Origin of the sequence: Aestuariivirga sp., from assembly GCF_044239095.1 — a bacterium.
Classification (GTDB): domain Bacteria; phylum Pseudomonadota; class Alphaproteobacteria; order Rhizobiales; family Aestuariivirgaceae; genus Aestuariivirga.
Map to the genome: position 1 here is coordinate 1 of NZ_JBIICB010000064.1, position 17,271 is coordinate 17,271.

Consider the following 17,271-nt stretch of genomic DNA (forward strand, 5'->3'; position numbering starts at 1 on the left):
TCGATCAGGTCGGTGCGGCTCTTGAAGCTCCACTCGCGCCAGGGGGCGATGACCTTGATGTCGGGGTTCAGGGCATAGGCGGTGAGCTCGAAGCGGACCTGGTCATTGCCCTTGCCGGTGGCGCCGTGGGCAATGGCGTCAGCCCCCGTCTCCGCCGCAATCTCGATCAGGCGCTTGGCGATGAGCGGACGGGCGATCGAGGTGCCCAGCAGATAGACACCCTCATAGACGGCATTGGCGCGGAACATCGGGAAGACGAAATCGCGGATGAATTCCTCGCGCTGGTCTTCCACATAGATCTGCTTGATGCCGAGCATTTCGGCCTTCTTGCGGGCGGGCTCGAGTTCGCCACCCTGGCCCAGATCGGCGGTGAAGGTGACGACTTCGGCGCCATATTCGGTCTGCAGCCACTTGAGGATGATGGAGGTATCGAGGCCGCCCGAATAGGCGAGGACGACCTTGTTCACTTTCTGCTTCGACATTTGGCGTATGGCCCCTGCAAGACTGGTTGGGGCCACCTATCACGCCGGGGCTTTGCCCTGCAACTGCCGTCCCCTTGGGGCAGGCCAACGAAAAATGGAAGACGCATCCGCCAGCGCGCGCGCGTTGCGGGCGGTCAGGTGAGATCACCGGAAGAACGGCGGGAATTGGGAGTTGATCTCAACTGACCGCCCGCCGTTCTAGACCTCGCCGCCGCTGGTGCGGAAATGCTGCATGCGCATGAGGCGGCGGACTTCGAGGACGCGGTTGACCTCGCCGCCGAGGATCAGCACGAGGGCCGCCATGTAGACGAAGAACATGGCCGCGAAGACGCCGGACAGGGAGGCATAGGTTGAGGCGAAGGTGTTGAACTTGACGAGATAGATCGAGAAGGCCGACGACATGACCACCCACGCCACCACGGTGAGCACGACGCCCGGCAGCACGGCAAGCACGTTGCGCGGCTTGGCCGGCAGCACGCGGTGGCAGAACAGGACGCCGAGCGTCAGCAGCAGGATGGCGATGGGGTAGCGCAACTGCTCGATGGTGACGAGATGACCGCGCAGGGCCGGCGCGTGATGCTCGACCAGTTGGATCATCACCGGCGCGAAGACGATCAGGAGCGCGAAGATCAGCAGGAAGATGGCGGAACCGATCACGAACAGGATGTTCTGGAAATAGAGCCACAGGGCACTGCGCGTCTCGCGGATGTCATAGGCGCGGTTCAGGCCCACGCGAACGCTGTCCACCCCGCCCATGGCGCTCCAGATGGTGATGAGCGCCGACAGCGAGAGAAGGCCGGTGCGGGGCACCGTCAGGATGGAACGGATCTCGGGAACCAGCGGTTTCACGAGTTCCGCGGGTGCCACGCTGAGCAGGAAGGTGACAACACCCTCGGCCAGGTCGTCATTGCCGAAGAAGCCGGCAAGCGCCGTAAGGAAGATCAGGAACGGAAAGACGGAGAAGACCGTTCGAAAGGCGATATTGCCCGCGAGCGGAATGGCCTCGTCCGCGAAAAGCCGGTAGAAGCTCTCGCGGGCGAGTGCACCGATGCTGGGCCCTTCATCCTCTGTCTTGCCCGTCATGTGCGCTCAATAACGCAACAGCCCTTGTCAGGCCACCGTCTTTGCCGCTTCCCGCTCCACCGCCATCTTGAGGCCCGGATCGAGCTTCAGCCGCGAGGCGAGCATGGCGAGATAGGCTTGTTCCGCAGGATCATCAGGGTCGATTGCCAGGACGGAGGCGGCGTAGATTTCGACTGCGAGTTCGGGGGTCGCGGCTGAGGCCACAACGGCGTCGATGTCGAGCGGCCTGCGCAACTCGTCGATGACGAAGGCCTTCTCCTCGGTGTCGAGACCCAGTTCATCGAGCTTGCCGAAGATCCGGCGCTGCTCCTCCGCATCGATGTGGCCGTCTGCCTTGGCAGCGGAGATCATGGCCCTCAGGATGGCGAGGCTCATGCTGTCACGCTGCTGCGTGATGGACGGCAGGAAGGCGGTGCCCTCGGGCCTGGGCGTGATGTCCTTCATGGGCGGGGCCTCAGCCTGCGGCGCCTGGCTCTTTGAGGCCTGCCACTGGGTGTAGGCCTTGTAGGCGAGGCCGGCCAGCGCGGCGGTACCGCCGACCTTGAGCGCACCCTTGGCCAATTTCTTGGACGTCTTGCCGCCGAGCAGCACGCCGGCGAGGCCGCCCGCCACACCGCCAGTGGCGAGGCCCTTCATGAAATCCGGCGTCAGTCCGGGCTTCTGGCCGGAATTCTGCTGCCCGTCCTGCGGCTTGCCGCCACCCAGAAACTGTTCCAGCAACTTTTGTGGATCAAACATGCCTGCTCCCCTTCATTGTCTGCTCGCTTCGCCGGGGAAACCGGGGCAAATGGCCTGCGTCATGAAAGATTCGCCCGCCATCCGCCTGGCTGCCGCCGCGGCTCCCGTCGTGTTTGTGCTCATGTGGGCAACGGGCTTCGTGGTTGCAAGGCTTTCAGCACCCCATGCGGACCCCCTCACCTTCCTGGGGATCCGATTCCCGATCGCGGGCGTGCTGTTCGCGCTGATCGCGCTGGCGATCGCTGCGCCCTGGCCGGGCGCCAGGCAGGCGTTTCATGCCAGCGTGGCTGGCGCCTTCCTGCATGGCGGCTATCTGGGACCCGTCTATTGGGCGGTGGCGCATGGCATGCCGGCGGGCGTTTCGGCCCTGATCGTCGGGCTGCAGCCGCTGATGACTGCAATCATCGCAGCTGCCATGGTGCAGGAAAGGATCTCGCTCCGCCATTGGGCGGGGCTGGCCGTGGGCATCCTCGGCGTGGCGCTGGTCGTGTCGCCGAAGCTCGAACTGGGGCCGGGGCTGGCGGAGGGCATCACGCCGCTCACCACCGCCGTCAACCTTCTGGGTGCGCTGTCGATCTCCTTCGGCACGGTGTACCAGAAGCGGTTCGCCACCGCCCTGAACTTAGCGAGCGGCGGCGCCTGGCAATATGTGGGGGCGAGCCTTGCCGTGCTCATCCCGGCGCTCCTTATGGAGGATCTGCGCTTCGACGGGAGTTTCCAGGCTTGGTTCGCGCTCGGTTGGTCGGTGATCGTGCTGTCGCTCGGCGCCATCACGCTGCTGATGTTGATGATCAGGCTGGGCGATGTCGGGCGGGTGTCGAGCCTCATCTTCCTTGTGCCGGGCGTCTCGGCGCTGATGGCCTATGTCCTGTTCGGCGAGACGCTGGTGCTCGTCCAGATCGCCGGCATGGCGGTCTGTGCCGCAGCCGTGCTGATCGTCACGCGGAAACGCGTTCCCCCGCCCTGAGGCGGTCAAGCGCCTCGCGCGCGCGCTGGCGGTGCGCCTCGGTCAGGTGAATGCTCACCACCTTGAAGGCCGCGATCAGCACCGCGAGATCATCGGTAAAGCCGAGGCCGAGCGCCATGTCCGGCATGAGGTCGACCGGCAGGATGAAATAGGCGAGCGCGCCGATCAGAATGCCTTTGGCCCGCGCCGGGGTGGCGCGGTCGAAGGCGCAGAAATAGGCGGCGAGCAGGTCCTCCGCGAAAGGCACCCGCGCCAGCACACGGGCCAGCTTGGGAAGGAATTTCTCCTTCACCATCGCTTCATCACGGGTCAGCACCATGGCAACAGCCTCCAGTTGCGAAGGGATGAGAGATAGGGAGCCGGATGGCGTCCTTCAAGCCTCAGCGCTGCGACAGGTAGAGGCTCAGCATGAGGACGATGATCGCCAGGAACTGCAGCCCGACACGCCAGCGCATGAGCTTCTGGGAGGTGTTGGCCGAGCCGCCGCGGAACATGTTGAACAGCCCCAGCAGAAGGACCACGAACACCGCACCCACCGCGATGTAGCCGAGATAGTCGATAATCAATTGACGCTCCGGAAAAACGGAAGTTGAATCCAGCCAGACCCATGGGCCGGGGGCGGTTTCCCGTCAAGATGCGCCGGGCGCGCAGGTGCTACTGGTCCGAGGCCTTGTCCAGGACATGGTCAAGGATACGCTGCGGCAGGATGCGGCGGGCCAGGGCCATATAATAGGTGGGCTTCGTCACGAAATAGCGGGCGCGCGGCCTGCCGGACTCGACCGCGTGGATCAGGCTGTCGAGCACCGCTTCCGGGCCAAGCTTGTAGCGCGCCGAGCCGCCGCGCCCCAGCCTGGCCCGCTGCCCGGCGTAGGCGTCCTTGTAATGCGAACTGGCCTCGTCGATGTTCGCCTCGAAGTTCCTGAGCGAGGTTTCAACGAACTTGCTGGTGATGGGGCCGGGTTCGATCAGGCAGACGTGGATGCCGGTGCCGCGAAGCTCCAGCCGCATCGTGTCGGAAAGCGCCTCGATGGCGAATTTGGAGGCATTATAGGCGCCGCGCCACTTGAGGGCCACGAGGCCGAGGACGGATGAGCACTGGACGATCCGGCCGCCGCCATTGGCGCGCATCAGCGGCAGGCACGCGCGCGTCAGCTGGTGCCAGCCGAAGACATTGGCGGCGAACTGCGCTTCCAGCACCTCGCGCCGCAGGTCTTCGACCGCTCCGGGCTGTCCATAGGCGCCGTTGTTGAACAGCGCATCGAGCCTGCCGCCCGTGCGGCTTGCCACTTCGGCCGCACAGGCGGAGACCGACGCTGCATCGGCATAGTCAAGGAACAGCGACTCGACACCTTCTGCTTCCAGCCTTGCGAGGTCCTCAGGCCTGCGCGCCGTGGCGAAGACGCGCCAGCCGCGGGCCTTCATGCCCAGCGCACAATGCCAGCCGATGCCGGTGGAACAGCCGGTGATCAGAATCGTTCTTGCCATGGAAGACAAGGCCTCCTTCGCCCGCAGATTGAAGGACCCCTCTTATCCCGGCACGCACCGAAGTGGAACATGATCGAGCGCATCACCGGCACGTGCCCGTTCCGGTCATGCGTTTTCCGGCGATCAGTTGACGCCCTCCAGCAGACGCCGCGCCATGACCTGCGCCTGGATTTCAGCGGCGCCCTCGAAGATGTTCAGGATGCGCGCGTCACACAGCACCCGGCTGATCTGGTATTCCAGCGCGAAGCCGTTGCCGCCATGGATCTGCAGCGCATTGTCGGCTGCGGTCCAGGCGACGCGGGCGCCCAGCAGCTTCGACATGCCGGCCTCGAGGTCGCAGCGGCGGCCGGCATCCTTCTCGCGCGCGGCAAACAGGGTGAGCTGGCGCGTGGCCATCACCTCCGCCGCCATCAGCGCCAGCTTGTCGGCGATGCGGGGATAAGCGAGGATGGGCTGGCCGAACTGCGCGCGCTCCCGCGCATATCTGAGACCGAGATCAAGCGCATTCTGGGCAACGCCGACAGCACGCGCCGCAGTCTGGATGCGGGCCGCCTCGAAGGTCTGCATCAGCTGCTTGAAGCCCTGGCCCTCGATGCCACCGAGAAGGTTCTCAGCCTTGACCTCGAAATCCTCGAAGCGGATTTCGTATTCCTTCATGCCGCGATAGCCCAGCACCTCGATCTCGCCGCCCGACATGCCCTTCGCCGGAAAGGGATTGTCATCCGTGCCGCGCGGCTTCTCCGCGAGGAACATGGACAGGCCCTTGTAGCCCGTCTCGTCCGGGTTGGTGCGGGCGAGCAGCGTCATCACGTCGGCGCGCACGGGGTGGGTGATCCAGGTCTTGTTGCCGGTGACCTTGTAGACATCGCCATCCCGCACCGCGCGGGTGCGCAACGCGCCCAGGTCGGAACCGGTATTGGGCTCGGTGAACACCGCAGCGGGCAGGATTTCGCCTGAGGCGATCTTCGGCAGCCACGTCTCCTTCTGCTCGCGCGTGCCGCCGCAGAGGATGAGCTCGCAGGCGATCTCGGCCCGCGTGCCGAGCGAGCCCACCGCGATCCAGCCGCGCGAGAGCTCTTCCGAGACAACGCACATCGCTTCCTTGGACAGGCCGAGGCCGCCATGCTCCTCGGGCAGGGTCAGGGCGAAAACGCCGAGATCAGCCAGTTCCTTGACGATCTCCATGGGCACATAGGCATTCTCAAGGTGCCACTGGTGGGCGTGGGGGGCGACCTTCGTCTCAACGAAACGGCGCATCGTCTCGCGCATTTCGGTGAGGGTCTCATCCAGGCCGGAGGAACCGAAATTGCCATCGGTGAAAAGCTCGACGAGGCGCTTGCGCGCCTCCGGCGTGTTGCCGCGGTCGAGAAGCACGAGGTCATGGAGGACCGCGGTTTCACTGCGCGGCAGGCCGAGATCGGTCAGGCGGACGAATTCAACCTGGTTCATGGGAATGCCGCCCGCCAGGTGATTCAGATACTCGCCGGCGGCGATCTGAAGCGTGAGTTGCTCGGTTTCGCCAAGCTTGCCGTCTGCCTCCAGCCGGGCGCTGAAGGAGGCCAGCTCGCGCAGCGTGGCCGCATAGGTGGCGAGCCAGGCAAGGCCGTGGGCGGCGTGCTGCTCTGCATCCAGCCGCTTCGAATCGATCCGGCCACCGGGCATGACGCGTTGGGCCATGCGCGCCTTGGCCTTGACGAGAAGGGACTCCGCAACGCTTGCCGCCTGGTCCAGATGGCTGTCCAAGTGAGCGATGCAAATAGTTGGAATAGCTTCGCTTTCTACCGCTGCCATGGTGTCTTTCCTTCGCAATCCGATGACCGACGGTATCCTTCCGGCTACCGCGCTGCAATAAGCCATGTGGCCAATGCGGCAAAGCGGCAAGGACCGCCAAAATTGAGCCGGAATCCTCCCCCAATTGCGCTCCTTGGATTTTTGGCACAGTCCGGATTAAGGTTGAGAGCATGATTCAGAAGCAGCAGACGGGCGCCATTGCGCTCACCCTCCTCGTGGTTCTTTCGGGCATTGCTCAGGCCGATACCGAACCCAAGCAGATCGGCGTCTTCGACGACTGGCTGGCCTACAGCTATGACGCGGCGGACAGCAAGGTGTGTTATATTTCATCGACGCCGAAGGCGAGCGAGCCCAAGAACGCCAAGCGCGACCCGGCCTTCTTCCTCGTCACCCACATGCCGGGGCGCAAGCCGCCGGTGAAGGGCGAGGTCTCGACCATCATCGGCTATCCCTTCAAGGAGGGACAGATCGTGAAGCTGTCGATCGACGAGCAGAACTACGAGATGTTCTCCAAGGGCGACACCGCCTGGGTCGACACGGGCAGCGACAAGAAGGTCGTGGCCGCGATGAAGGCGGGCAAGTCGCTCAAGATCGAGGGCACCTCCTGGCGTGGCACCCGCACGGTCGATACCTATTCCCTGATCGGCATCTCGGCGGCACTCGACGCCATCGACAAGGCCTGCAACTGACCATGCGCGGCTGGGCCTGTCTCTGGCTCGTGCTGGGCATCCTCACCTGGGGCGCCAGCCTTGCGGAGGCAGGTTGCGTGCCGGACCGCTTCGAGGACAACGACTACACGGTCTGCCGTTTCGACCTCCGCAAGGAGAAGCTGAAGCTGTTCAGCCTCGATCCTGCGGGCGAACCTTATGGATCCTTCAGGGCACTCAAGGCGGCGCTGCACGAGCAGGGCCTGGAACTCGTCTTCGCGATGAATGCCGGCATGTATGGCGAGGACCTGAAGCCGATCGGGCTCTATGTCGAGGAGGGGCGGCGCTTCAAGAAGGCCAACCGGCGCGACGGTCCGGGCAATTTCCACCTGAAGCCCAACGGCATGTTCTTCATCGACGGGAACCGGGGCGGCGTGATGGAGACGGAGGCCTTTCTCGCCGCCGGGCTTTCCCCGCGCTATGCCAGCCAGTCCGGGCCCATGCTGGTGATCGACGGCGATATCCACCCGAAATTCTCACGGAACGGCACCTCATACCTGCGGCGGAACGGGGTTGGATCGCCAGACCCCCACACGCTGGTCTTCGCGATCAGCGAGGGGAGCGTCAATTTCCACAGCTTCGCGCGGCTGTTCCGTGACCATCTCGGCTGTCAGAATGCCCTGTTCCTCGACGGGTCGATTTCGAGCCTCCATGCCGAGGAACTCTCCCGCAGCGACGGGTTCTTTTCGCTGGGGCCCATCGTGGCGCTGGTAAAGGAACGCTGAGCCACCCATCTTGCAGGCTCACTCGCATTTCAGCCCGGTTTCGTGCTATGGGGCCCCGCCATGACCACGCTGTTGAAAACCGCGGAACCTGCCCCGCGCTATATTGCCAACGACCCCCGCCCTTCGCTCATCGGCATGACGCGGGAGGCGCTGGCGGATGCCATGGGGCGCGTCGGCGTTCCGGAGAAGCAGCGGCGCATGCGGGCGGGCCAGATTTGGCACTGGCTCTACCATCGCGGTGTGCTGTCCTTCGCGGAGATGACCAACATCGCCAAGGAGCTGCGCCAGCGCCTCGACGAGGCGTTCGTGATCGGGCGGCCCGATATCGTGACCGAGCAGACCTCCAACGACGGCACGCGCAAGTGGCTGCTGCGTCTGTCGCCCGACGAGCGCGGCGCCCGCCATGAGGTGGAGATGGTCTATATCCCCGAGGAGGACCGTGGCACGCTGTGCATCTCCTCCCAGGTGGGCTGCACGCTGACCTGCAGCTTCTGCCACACTGGCACGCAGAAGCTGGTGCGCAACCTCACCGCGGGTGAGATCGTCGCGCAGGTGATGACGGCGCGCGACCGCATCAAGGACTGGCCAGGCGACATCGAGGCCAATCCCTCGCCGCCACTCGGCGGGCGCTACCTTACCAATGTGGTGCTGATGGGCATGGGCGAGCCGCTCTATAATTTCGACAATGTGAAGGATGCGATGGAGATCGTGTCCGACGGCGAGGGCATCTCGCTGTCGAAGCGGCGCATCACGCTGTCGACCTCCGGCGTTGTGCCGGAGATCCCGCGGGCTGGCGAGGAGATCGGCACCATGCTGGCGATCTCGCTGCATGGCACGACGGACGAGATCCGCGACAAGCTGGTGCCGCTCAACAAGAAATATCCGATCAAGGAGCTGCTGGAGGCTTGCCGGAAATATCCCGGGCTTTCCAACGCGCGGCGCATCACCTTCGAATATGTGATGCTGAAGGACGTGAATGACACGGCGGCCGATGCCAAGCGCCTGGTTCAGCTGCTGAAAGGCATTCCGGCCAAGGTGAACCTCATTCCCTTCAACCCGTGGCCCGGCACGCAATATGAGTGCTCCGGCTGGGACACGATCGAGACCTTCGCCGAGATCCTGAACCGTGCGGGCTATGCCTCGCCCGTGCGCACCCCGCGCGGCCGCGACATCATGGCGGCCTGCGGGCAGCTGAAGAGCGAGAGCCAGAAGCTCAGGGCCAAGGAACGAACTATTTAGGAAAGTTCCTTTCCTGAGGCTGTGCTTATGACCGAAAGAAGCTGCGTCGCCAGCATATTTGTGAGCAAGTTTTCCATCTCTGACAATTCGAGATGCTCAGCATCGGTCCACGCTTTGTCAGCGGCTTCAAGTGCAGCGAAATATCCAGATCGGTTTTTCTGAATCTGTTCAGGAATTGTTGGGAAACCCGGGAGTACATAACCCGCCACTATAGATAGCACGATATATGATAAAACTCTGCTCGTTCGACCGTTTCCATCTGCGAATGGATGAATCCAGTTATGTCTCCACATCACATATGCCGCAAGATGAAAGGCTGTGCGGGTATGTAGATTATCATTTACGTACTCACACATCTCGGTCACCAATCCCTCTACCAAATGGGGAGGTGGTGGTTGGTGAGCGCTCTTTTCGATCCTAACCGGGGTCCGTCTCCACTCGCCAGGATTGGGTTGAATTCCCAAGACGGCTGTTCTTTGCAATTGCAATATGAGTCCAGGGCGTAAGGCAAAGGGTCTGCCGCGTTCCAGATAGTATCGTATTACTTCGATCCCTTCCTCGAGCTGCCGAAACCCGTTTTCGGCTTCTAATCTCGCTGTTTCCTGGTTGTCCATCTTGAGCCAAAAAAACCACGCCTAAGCGTGGCTTTTGTATACCCCTACGGTGTTCAATTCAAGCGCGCATAGCCTCAGCTATGTCATCCACCATCTTCCGGGTGATTGCAGGATTTTCAAATGCTGTGTTGCCATACACGAAGCTTCGACGCTGCTCTTCCTGCTGCGCTTCCGTCATTTTAACGGCCTTTGCCATCTCTATGAGTTTGGAAATGCTAAGCTTTGTCATGCTGTCCTCCTCCGGCACTATTTCTGCTTTTCTATGGTTTCTCGTATTATCTATTAACGGTGTCAACCTTTAACAATTCGTTAACCTCTCACGCTCCAGCCAATCAGCCAGCCGTGAACCTTCTAACTCACGAAAATCCCTTTGGTTCAAATCCTTACGCAGACGATCACTTGTAACCTACACTGCCCGGACTATTCCGCTGCCGCCTCGATCGCGTCGTCGATCGTCTTCAGGCCCGTGGTGGGAGACGACACCAGAACGGCCATGTTGCCGGGGCGGTGCTCATTCTTCCACATTTTCATGTGGGCCTTCGGGATATCCGCCCAGGAATAGACCTCCGACATGCAGGGGTCGATACGGCGCGCCATGACCAGCTTGTTGGCGGCAGAAGCCTGCATCAGGTTGGCGAAGTGCGAGCCCTGCACGCGCTTCTGGTGCATCCAGAGATAACGCGCATCCATGGTGAGGTTGAAGCCGGTGGTGCCCGCGCAGATGACAATCATGCCACCGCGCCTTGTCATCAGCACCGAGACGGGGAAGGTCGTCTCGCCCGGATGCTCCACCACCATGTCGACATTGTTGCCCTTGCCGGTGAAGTGCCAGATGGCCTTGCCGAACTCGCGCGCACCCTTGAGCCAGTCATTGTATTCGGGTGTTCCGACCGTGGGCATCTGACCCCAGCAGTTGAATTTCTTGCGGTTGATGACGCCCTTGGCGCCCAGTTGCATGACGAAATCCGCCTTGTCGTCATCCGAGATGACGCCGATGGCATTGGCGCCTGTGGTGGCGATAAGCTGTATCGCCATGGAGCCCAGGCCGCCGGAGGCGCCCCACACCAGCACGTTCTGCCCTGCCCCCAGCACATGCGGCTTGTGGCCGAACAGCATGCGATAGGCGGTGGCGAGTGTCAGCGTGTAGCAGGAGGCTTCTTCCCAGCTGAGGTGCTGGGGCTTCGACAGCAATTGCCGGGCCTGAACGCGGGTGAACTGCGCGAAGGAGCCGTCCGGCGTCTCATAGCCCCAGATGCGCTGGGAGTTGGAGAACATCGGGTCGCCGCCGTTGCACTCCTCATCATCGCCGTCATCCTGGTTGCAGTGGACGACAACCTCGTCGCCCACCTTCCAGCGCTTCACCTTGGAACCCACCGCATAGACGATGCCGGAGGCGTCCGAGCCTGCGATGTGGAAGGGGTTCTTGTGGCCGTCGATGGGCGAGATGGGCTTGCCGAGGGCCGCCCAGACGCCGTTGTAGTTGACCCCGGCGGCCATCACGAGCACCAGGCATTCGTCCTCGCCGATCTCCCATGTTGGGACGACCTCGACCTGCATGGCGGTGTCGGGCGCGCCGTGCCGCTCCTGCCGGATGCACCAGGCATACATCTTTGCCGGCACGTGACCGAGCGGCGGGATCTCACCTACCTCGTAGAGATCCTTCACGGGCTGGTTGGCATTGGCGGGGCTGGTCGAAGCCTTGGCGGCGGCGGAAGTCATGTCGTCGTCTCCCTGGTGGCGATCCTGCCCAGAATAGACGAGCCCTTTTCCTAATGCACCGCAACAAAAGGAGGGGGTGGGGAGCCGCCATCCATGTTCCGGCTACGGCCCGGCCGTTCACGTAAATGGTAGCAATTGCAACATTTGATCAAGACATTCAGAATAGTGTAGTCAAAAAATGTGGCGAACAACGCCCAGGCAGTTCGAAGGTGGACCAATGTTTGCGGTGATCGGTCTCTTGGGAGATCTGGGGGTCGCGCCAGATGCGCTCGTCATTTGCGTAATCTGCGCTGGCCTCGGAACGCTGTTCCTGTCGGCGCATACGCTGCAACTTGGCATTCTGTCCTATGTGATCAATTTCCTCGCCCTGCTTGCTGGCGCCATCGGGGCCAACATATTGCTGGCGGGGGTGCGCCTGCCATTGGGGTTCTCGATCGAGCGTCCGCTGATCATCTCCATCGGCGGCATGGTCTTCGCCTCGCTGATCATGATCCTCCTGATGCCGCGGAACAGGTAGAACCGCCAGACCCGCCAAAAGTCCAAGTTGCGGTGCAATATGGGCCATGCCAGCATGGCCGCCATCATGATCAATCGCGACAAACCCTGGCTTATCCGCACCTATGCCGGACACTCGACGGCGGCGGACTCGAACAAGCTCTACCGTACCAACCTCGCCAAGGGGCAGACGGGCCTGTCGGTGGCCTTCGACCTGCCCACCCAGACGGGGTATGATTCCGACCACGTGCTCTCGCGCGGCGAGGTGGGCAAGGTGGGTGTTCCCGTCTCGCACATTGGCGACATGCGGACGCTCTTCGAGCAGATTCCGCTCGCCACCATGAACACCTCGATGACGATCAACGCCACGGCGGCCTGGCTGCTCTCGCTTTATGTCGCGGTGGCCGACGAGCAGGGTGCCTCCCGCGCCAATCTTTCGGGCACGACCCAAAACGATATCATCAAGGAATATCTCTCGCGCGGGACCTACGTCTTCCCGCCTGCTCCATCGCTGCGGCTCATCACCGACACGATCGCCTTTTCCACGCGCGAACTGCCAAAGTGGAACCCGATGAATGTCTGCTCCTATCACCTGCAGGAGGCGGGTGCGACGCCGGTGCAGGAACTCTCCTATGCGCTCGCCACGGCGATTGCCGTGCTCGACGGGGTGAAGGCAAGCGGTGCCGTGCCAGAGCATGCGTTTCCCGAGGTGTTCGGCCGCATCTCCTTCTTCGTCAATGCCGGCATCCGCTTCATCACCGAACTCTGCAAGATGCGTGCCTTCACCGAGTTGTGGGACGAGATCGGCCGCGAACGCTATGGCATCACGGAGGAAAAGCACCGCAGATTCCGCTATGGCGTGCAGGTGAATTCGCTGGGCCTCACCGAGCAGCAGCCCGAGAACAACGTCTACCGCATCCTGATCGAGATGCTGGCCGTGGTGCTCTCGAAGAATGCCCGCGCCCGCGCCGTGCAGCTTCCCGCCTGGAACGAGGCGCTGGGCCTGCCCCGCCCCTGGGACCAGCAATGGTCGCTGCGCATGCAGCAGATCGTGGCCTATGAGACGGACTTGCTCGACTATGGTGACATCTTCGACGGCTCGGCCGAGATCAGCACCAAGGTCGAGGCCTTGAAGGCAGAGGCGCGCGCCGAACTGGCGCATGTGCAGAGCCTCGGCGGCGGCACCTCGGAAGAGGTCATCGCCTACATGAAGCGCAAGCTCGTCGAGAGCAACACCGCGAGGCTTCACGCCATCGAGACGGGCGATACGAAGATCGTGGGCGTCAACGCCTTCACCACCACGGAACCCTCGCCGCTCTCGGCGGGCAGCGATGCCATCATGACGGTGAAGGACGACGTCGAATATGAGCAGATCGAGCGGCTGAAGGCCTGGCGGTCGTCACGCGACGCGAAGGCCGTCGCCGCAGCCCTCGACGATCTCGCCCGCGCCGCGAAGGAAGGCCGCAACGTCATGGAACCGTCGATTGCCTGCGCGAGGGCGGGCGTGACCACCGGCGAATGGGGCGGAACGCTGCGTGAGATCTTCGGCGAATACCGCGCCCCCACGGGCGTGGCCCTTACCATGCGCGCGCAGAGCAGCGAGCAGCTCGCCGATCTGCGCACCCGCGTGAAGGCACTGGCCGAGCGCATGGGCGAGACGCCACGCTTCCTCGTCGGCAAACCCGGCCTCGACGGACATTCGAACGGTGCCGAACAGATCGCGGTCCGCGCGGCAGATACCGGCCTCGAGGTGATCTATGACGGCATCCGCGTGACGCCTGAGCAGCTGGTGAAGACGGTGCAGGAACGCCAAGTCCACATCCTCGGCCTCTCCATCCTGTCAGGTTCGCACGTGCCCCTCATCCGAGACGTCATGCAGCGCCTGCGCGCCGCCGGCCTGTCTGTTCCGGTGGTGGCTGGCGGCATCATCCCGCAGGACGACGTCAACGTGCTGAAGCAGCTGGGCGTCGCCGCGGTTTATACGCCAAAGGACTTCGACATGAACCGCATCATGGATGACCTCGTGACGCTGATCGAGAAGCGGGTGGAGGAAGAGGCGGCGTGAGGCTAGGTTCAAGGCGTTCTCCAACTGACTAGCTAACGCGGTGTGGTAGATCCTCACTAGCTTTTTTCTCTGCTCGATTCTCGGAGGAACGGTTTCTTGGAAAGAGGCAACGAAAAGCAGCATAGGGCGGTGGCTCGCTGGATTGAGAAACTCTCTACTGAAGAGCGCGCTAACCTTGCGAAGGAACGGATACGGACTGTAGCAGAGCAGGTCTATGGACTGCTGCAAGTTCATGAGTCCAACCGAATTCTTCTCTATACGAGTACTGTTTCATCCAAGATTCCGCGGTCCTTCGCAGCCAACACCTTCAATCTCACCAAAGAGTGTCTTTTCCGCTATCAGGTCATTCGACTATGCGCCCTATGGGATAACGACTCTGGCAAAGAGCGAGCCAGCTTGCCTGTTGTGGCCGCGCTCATCCGTGATAGGCGTGTTAGGAAGCTCATCGCCTGTGACAGATACTCGTCACGGACTGCAATAAAGCCACGACTACTCAACCCCGATCCTGACCCAGACCTATTGAATGCACAGTTCAGAATGAACGAGCGTATCCAAGAGAGAAGAGGTCGCACAGATGCTAGGAAAGCGCTTCGTGGACTCAGGCGCTGTATTCGAGACATTGACAAGGTGGAAGTATCGGAAAGGCTCAGGTCTTTGAGGGATTTCCGAAACAAGCACGTGGCTCATTGCCTGCAAGCCAATGCAACTGAAGTCCATTCAACAAATACGTTGGCGTATGGGCAGGAGGAGGAACTGCTTGAGCTGACCCTGCGCTTAGTCGATCAACTAGCTCTTGATCTCGTCGATACGAATCACTGTTGGGAAACTACAAAAGATTACGCTCGTCGTTGTGCGTCGGAACTCTGGCAGAACATCAGCTTCGCGATTCCCGGCGAGCGAATGGTACGGTAAGTCCGCTTCAGAACTTGTGCACTATGCCAGCCTGCTTCATGACCGCGTTGGCAGTGTGGCGGCTGAGGATCTTGGCGTCGACCACGAAATGGCGTTTGGTGACCGGCGAGAACCAGATGTCATGGTCGCCCTTGCCATGCCGGACGAAATGGCAGCCGTTCGCCAGAAGCATCGTGATGACATCCGGCGTGTAGCTCGTCATGCAGCGGCGAGCCGGACTTTCGATGTGGCGTGGGCGATGATCTCGATGACGACTTCGCGGCCGTCCTGCCAGCCGTTCAGTTCAAGTAGCTCGGGCGCAATGGCGAGGACCTTCTCGCAGAGCGCATCAAAAGATGCAGCTTCGGTCGCGAGACCTGGGACGTCCGTGTCTGAGACATACCAGACGGCGGCTTCCCGGTCGAAGGCGGCTTTGACGAGGAGCAGAGCCATGCGTGTTCCCCTTGAACGGCCTGGAAAGTAGGTGGTGAGGGACGAATAGTCAAACCGGGGTTTCATTCCCGGCTGTTTCGGAAAGACCATCGCAGCGTGCCGTTTCCTTGACTCTTTTCGCGCTTTCCCCTATCTCCGGCCAACCGCGCGGCAGGGAGCTTCCCATCCGCGCGCATTGCGCTGCCTCCGGCAACCCAATTTCGGCTGAGTTTTCAGCCACTTGAAGCGCACCGGACCACGGGTTCACCGGTGCCGCCAAAGGGCGCGGGACAAGAAGGAAGAAAGACCATGTACGCAGTCATCAAGACTGGCGGCAAGCAGTATCGCGTTGCAGCCGGAGACAAGATCCAGATCGAAAAGCTCGAGGGCAACCCGGGCGACCAGGTGAATTTCGCCGAGGTGCTGATGATCGCCAATGGCGATGCCATCAACATCGGAGCGCCGCACGTTGCTGGCGCCACGGTGGTGGGCGAGATCGCCTCCCAGGACCGTGGGCCCCACGTCATCATCTTCAAGAAGCGCCGCCGCAAGCATTACCGCCGCCGCAACGGACACCGTCAGGACCTGACCTCGGTGACCATCCGCGAAATCCGCGCCTAAGCGCTGACAGGAATTAGGAGAACACACCATGGCTCATAAAAAGGCAGGCGGTTCATCCCGCAACGGGCGCGATACGGCGGGCCGCCGTCTCGGCGTCAAGGCTTTCGGCGGCGAGTCCGTGATTGCTGGCAACATCATCATCCGCCAGCGCGGCACCAAGGTTCACCCGGGCACCGGCGTGGGCATTGGCCGCGACCACACGATCTTCGCGGTCGTGAACGGCACCGTGAACTTCCGCCGCACCAAGGGCGACAAGCAGACCGTGTCCGTGATCCCGGCCATCGCGGCTGAGTAACCGGCGGGCTCATGACATAAAGCCGCCGGATCCACCGATCCGGCACGCTTGAAAATTCAAAGCGGAGAGGTGGCAACCACCTCTCCGCTTTTCGTTTGGAAGACTGCCGTGAACACGCTTGTGACAGAACGTCTGACGCTCCGCCCGATCGAGGAGCGGGATCGTCAAGCGCTGATCCCTGCGCTGAACAATCTGAATGTGTCACGCTGGACGGGCCGCATCCCCTACCCTTACGGGCCGGAGGATGCAGACGCCTTCTTCGTCTATTTGAGGCAGAAGCCGGAGGACACGCTGGTCCTTGCAATCACCCGGAGTGACGCGCTGATCGGTGTCATCGGACTCGAAGGCGAACTTGGCTACTGGCTGGCGGAGCCCCATTGGGGGCAGGGCTTTGGCACCGAAGCTGCGCGGGCCGTGGTGGACCATGCCTTCGCCACGCTGGGCCATGATGCGCTGGACGCGAGCTATCACCTCGGCAATGCCGCCTCACGGCGCATTCTGCTGGGGCTGGGCTTCGTTGAAACCGGGGAAGGCAGCGCCTTCTCCAAGGCGCGGCAGGCGGAGGTTCCGCACATGAAGTTGAGGCTCACGCGCGAAGCCTGGAAAGGCGCGAAGGAGCGGCGGCGATGAACCACCGCTCCCCCGCGAACTCAGAACACCTTGGCGACGTAAGAAGGCACGAGGCTTCTGCGATCAAGGCCGCCATTGTGCTTCGAGGCGGCGAGCCTGAGGTTGCCGTTGGACTTGCCGATGGCGATGGAGAGGTGCTTCAGGCCCCACTTCACATTGGTGCGGGCATCGAGGAGTTCGGCGCAATTGCCGGTGAACCCGATGCCCTTCGCGGTCGAACATTTGAGCTGGTAGACACCGTACTCGCCCGCAGCACCCCGGACACGCGGATTGTAGTTCGATTCGACATGCG

The 17,271-nt window shown here is 62.2% G+C and carries 23 protein-coding genes; 10 read left to right on the forward strand and 13 right to left on the reverse strand.

Annotated elements, in window-relative coordinates; genetic code table 11:
* The 3 genes from ACILRA_RS08180 to ACILRA_RS08190 all read right to left on the reverse strand — a co-directional run.
* Nucleotides 1-482 (reverse strand): argininosuccinate synthase domain-containing protein (locus ACILRA_RS08180; RefSeq protein ID WP_395661608.1); only part of this gene is annotated, 482 nt, incomplete at its 3' end.
* A 198-nt stretch (nucleotides 483-680) separates the two neighbouring features.
* Nucleotides 681-1,565 carry a YihY/virulence factor BrkB family protein gene (locus tag ACILRA_RS08185; protein WP_395661609.1) on the reverse strand — a complete coding sequence of 295 codons (885 nt, stop codon included), beginning with the start codon at nucleotides 1,563-1,565 and terminating at the stop codon, nucleotides 681-683.
* Between the two features lie 27 nt (nucleotides 1,566-1,592).
* Complete coding sequence (locus ACILRA_RS08190; RefSeq protein WP_395661610.1) at nucleotides 1,593-2,303, reverse strand: tellurite resistance TerB family protein; 711 nt, start codon at nucleotides 2,301-2,303, stop codon at nucleotides 1,593-1,595.
* A 61-nt stretch (nucleotides 2,304-2,364) separates the two neighbouring features.
* On the opposite strand from ACILRA_RS08190, the gene ACILRA_RS08195 reads away from it, so the two are divergent.
* Nucleotides 2,365-3,270 (forward strand): DMT family transporter, encoded by a 906-nt coding sequence (locus ACILRA_RS08195; RefSeq protein ID WP_395661611.1) that lies wholly within the window; start codon nucleotides 2,365-2,367, stop codon nucleotides 3,268-3,270.
* On the opposite strand, the gene ACILRA_RS08200 is transcribed toward ACILRA_RS08195, so the two are convergent.
* From ACILRA_RS08200 to ACILRA_RS08215, 4 genes are all read right to left on the reverse strand, one after another.
* Entirely contained in the window at nucleotides 3,242-3,589 is a 348-nt protein-coding gene (locus ACILRA_RS08200) for a YkvA family protein (RefSeq protein WP_395661612.1), read from the reverse strand. The two genes, ACILRA_RS08195 and ACILRA_RS08200, sit on opposite strands and share 29 nt — an antisense overlap.
* A gap of 61 nt (nucleotides 3,590-3,650) precedes the next feature.
* The gene (locus ACILRA_RS08205; protein ID WP_395661630.1) at nucleotides 3,651-3,833 is read right to left on the reverse strand and encodes a twin transmembrane helix small protein; all 183 of its coding nucleotides are present in this window, start codon (nucleotides 3,831-3,833) and stop codon (nucleotides 3,651-3,653) included.
* 91 nt (nucleotides 3,834-3,924) lie between these two features.
* The gene (locus ACILRA_RS08210) at nucleotides 3,925-4,755 is read right to left on the reverse strand and encodes an SDR family oxidoreductase (protein ID WP_395661613.1); all 831 of its coding nucleotides are present in this window, start codon (nucleotides 4,753-4,755) and stop codon (nucleotides 3,925-3,927) included.
* Nucleotides 4,756-4,878: 123 nt separating this feature from the next.
* The gene (locus ACILRA_RS08215; RefSeq protein WP_395661614.1) at nucleotides 4,879-6,546 is read right to left on the reverse strand and encodes an acyl-CoA dehydrogenase family protein; all 1,668 of its coding nucleotides are present in this window, start codon (nucleotides 6,544-6,546) and stop codon (nucleotides 4,879-4,881) included.
* Between the two features lie 170 nt (nucleotides 6,547-6,716).
* Here ACILRA_RS08215 and ACILRA_RS08220 point away from each other — a divergent pair, with 170 nt between their 5' ends.
* Genes ACILRA_RS08220 through rlmN form a run of 3 tightly spaced genes read left to right on the forward strand, consistent with a single transcriptional unit; the run spans nucleotide 6,717 to nucleotide 9,217 of the window.
* A complete protein-coding gene (locus ACILRA_RS08220) occupies nucleotides 6,717-7,235 on the forward strand; it encodes an invasion associated locus B family protein (protein WP_395661615.1) in 519 nt (172 codons plus the stop codon).
* Between the two features lie 2 nt (nucleotides 7,236-7,237).
* Nucleotides 7,238-7,978: a phosphodiester glycosidase family protein gene (locus ACILRA_RS08225; RefSeq protein WP_395661616.1), complete on the forward strand. Its 741-nt coding sequence runs from the start codon at nucleotides 7,238-7,240 to the stop codon at nucleotides 7,976-7,978.
* A gap of 60 nt (nucleotides 7,979-8,038) precedes the next feature.
* Nucleotides 8,039-9,217, forward strand: coding sequence for a 23S rRNA (adenine(2503)-C(2))-methyltransferase RlmN (rlmN, locus tag ACILRA_RS08230; RefSeq protein WP_395661617.1), 1,179 nt, complete (start codon nucleotides 8,039-8,041; stop codon nucleotides 9,215-9,217).
* On the opposite strand, the gene ACILRA_RS08235 is transcribed toward rlmN, so the two are convergent.
* The 3 genes from ACILRA_RS08235 to ccrA form a co-directional block, all read right to left on the reverse strand.
* Entirely contained in the window at nucleotides 9,214-9,831 is a 618-nt protein-coding gene (locus tag ACILRA_RS08235) for a Fic family protein (RefSeq protein ID WP_395661618.1), read from the reverse strand. The genes rlmN and ACILRA_RS08235 overlap by 4 nt on opposite strands.
* A gap of 58 nt (nucleotides 9,832-9,889) precedes the next feature.
* A complete protein-coding gene (locus ACILRA_RS08240) occupies nucleotides 9,890-10,060 on the reverse strand; it encodes a hypothetical protein (protein WP_395661619.1) in 171 nt (56 codons plus the stop codon).
* A 191-nt stretch (nucleotides 10,061-10,251) separates the two neighbouring features.
* Nucleotides 10,252-11,550: a crotonyl-CoA carboxylase/reductase gene (gene ccrA / locus ACILRA_RS08245; RefSeq protein WP_395661620.1), complete on the reverse strand. Its 1,299-nt coding sequence runs from the start codon at nucleotides 11,548-11,550 to the stop codon at nucleotides 10,252-10,254.
* Nucleotides 11,551-11,767: 217 nt separating this feature from the next.
* Here ccrA and ACILRA_RS08250 point away from each other — a divergent pair, with 217 nt between their 5' ends.
* The 3 genes from ACILRA_RS08250 to ACILRA_RS08260 all read left to right on the forward strand — a co-directional run bounded on the left by ACILRA_RS08250 (nucleotide 11,768) and on the right by ACILRA_RS08260 (nucleotide 15,022).
* A complete protein-coding gene (locus tag ACILRA_RS08250; RefSeq protein ID WP_395661621.1) occupies nucleotides 11,768-12,067 on the forward strand; it encodes a hypothetical protein in 300 nt (99 codons plus the stop codon).
* A gap of 66 nt (nucleotides 12,068-12,133) precedes the next feature.
* Nucleotides 12,134-14,110 (forward strand): methylmalonyl-CoA mutase family protein, encoded by a 1,977-nt coding sequence (locus tag ACILRA_RS08255; RefSeq protein WP_395661622.1) that lies wholly within the window; start codon nucleotides 12,134-12,136, stop codon nucleotides 14,108-14,110.
* Between the two features lie 96 nt (nucleotides 14,111-14,206).
* A complete protein-coding gene (locus ACILRA_RS08260) occupies nucleotides 14,207-15,022 on the forward strand; it encodes a hypothetical protein (protein WP_395661623.1) in 816 nt (271 codons plus the stop codon).
* A gap of 7 nt (nucleotides 15,023-15,029) precedes the next feature.
* On the opposite strand, the gene ACILRA_RS08265 is transcribed toward ACILRA_RS08260, so the two are convergent.
* Nucleotides 15,030-15,224 carry a type II toxin-antitoxin system HicA family toxin gene (locus tag ACILRA_RS08265; protein ID WP_395661624.1) on the reverse strand — a complete coding sequence of 65 codons (195 nt, stop codon included), beginning with the start codon at nucleotides 15,222-15,224 and terminating at the stop codon, nucleotides 15,030-15,032.
* Entirely contained in the window at nucleotides 15,221-15,454 is a 234-nt protein-coding gene (locus tag ACILRA_RS08270) for a DUF1902 domain-containing protein (protein ID WP_395661625.1), read from the reverse strand. Before ACILRA_RS08270 ends, ACILRA_RS08265 begins: the two co-directional genes overlap by 4 nt.
* Nucleotides 15,455-15,742: 288 nt before the next feature.
* On the opposite strand from ACILRA_RS08270, the gene rplU reads away from it, so the two are divergent.
* The 3 genes from rplU (at nucleotide 15,743) to ACILRA_RS08285 (ending at nucleotide 16,979) form a co-directional block, all read left to right on the forward strand.
* Nucleotides 15,743-16,054, forward strand: coding sequence for a 50S ribosomal protein L21 (rplU, locus tag ACILRA_RS08275; RefSeq protein WP_395661626.1), 312 nt, complete (start codon nucleotides 15,743-15,745; stop codon nucleotides 16,052-16,054).
* Between the two features lie 28 nt (nucleotides 16,055-16,082).
* On the forward strand, nucleotides 16,083-16,349 hold the full coding sequence (rpmA, locus tag ACILRA_RS08280; protein ID WP_395661627.1) for a 50S ribosomal protein L27: 267 nt from the start codon (nucleotides 16,083-16,085) through the stop codon (nucleotides 16,347-16,349).
* A 108-nt stretch (nucleotides 16,350-16,457) separates the two neighbouring features.
* Complete coding sequence (locus ACILRA_RS08285; RefSeq protein WP_395661628.1) at nucleotides 16,458-16,979, forward strand: GNAT family N-acetyltransferase; 522 nt, start codon at nucleotides 16,458-16,460, stop codon at nucleotides 16,977-16,979.
* Between the two features lie 20 nt (nucleotides 16,980-16,999).
* Here the strand turns inward: ACILRA_RS08285 and ACILRA_RS08290 are convergent.
* The coding region (locus ACILRA_RS08290; protein ID WP_395661629.1) for a transglycosylase SLT domain-containing protein at nucleotides 17,000-17,271 on the reverse strand (272 nt) is incomplete at its 5' end.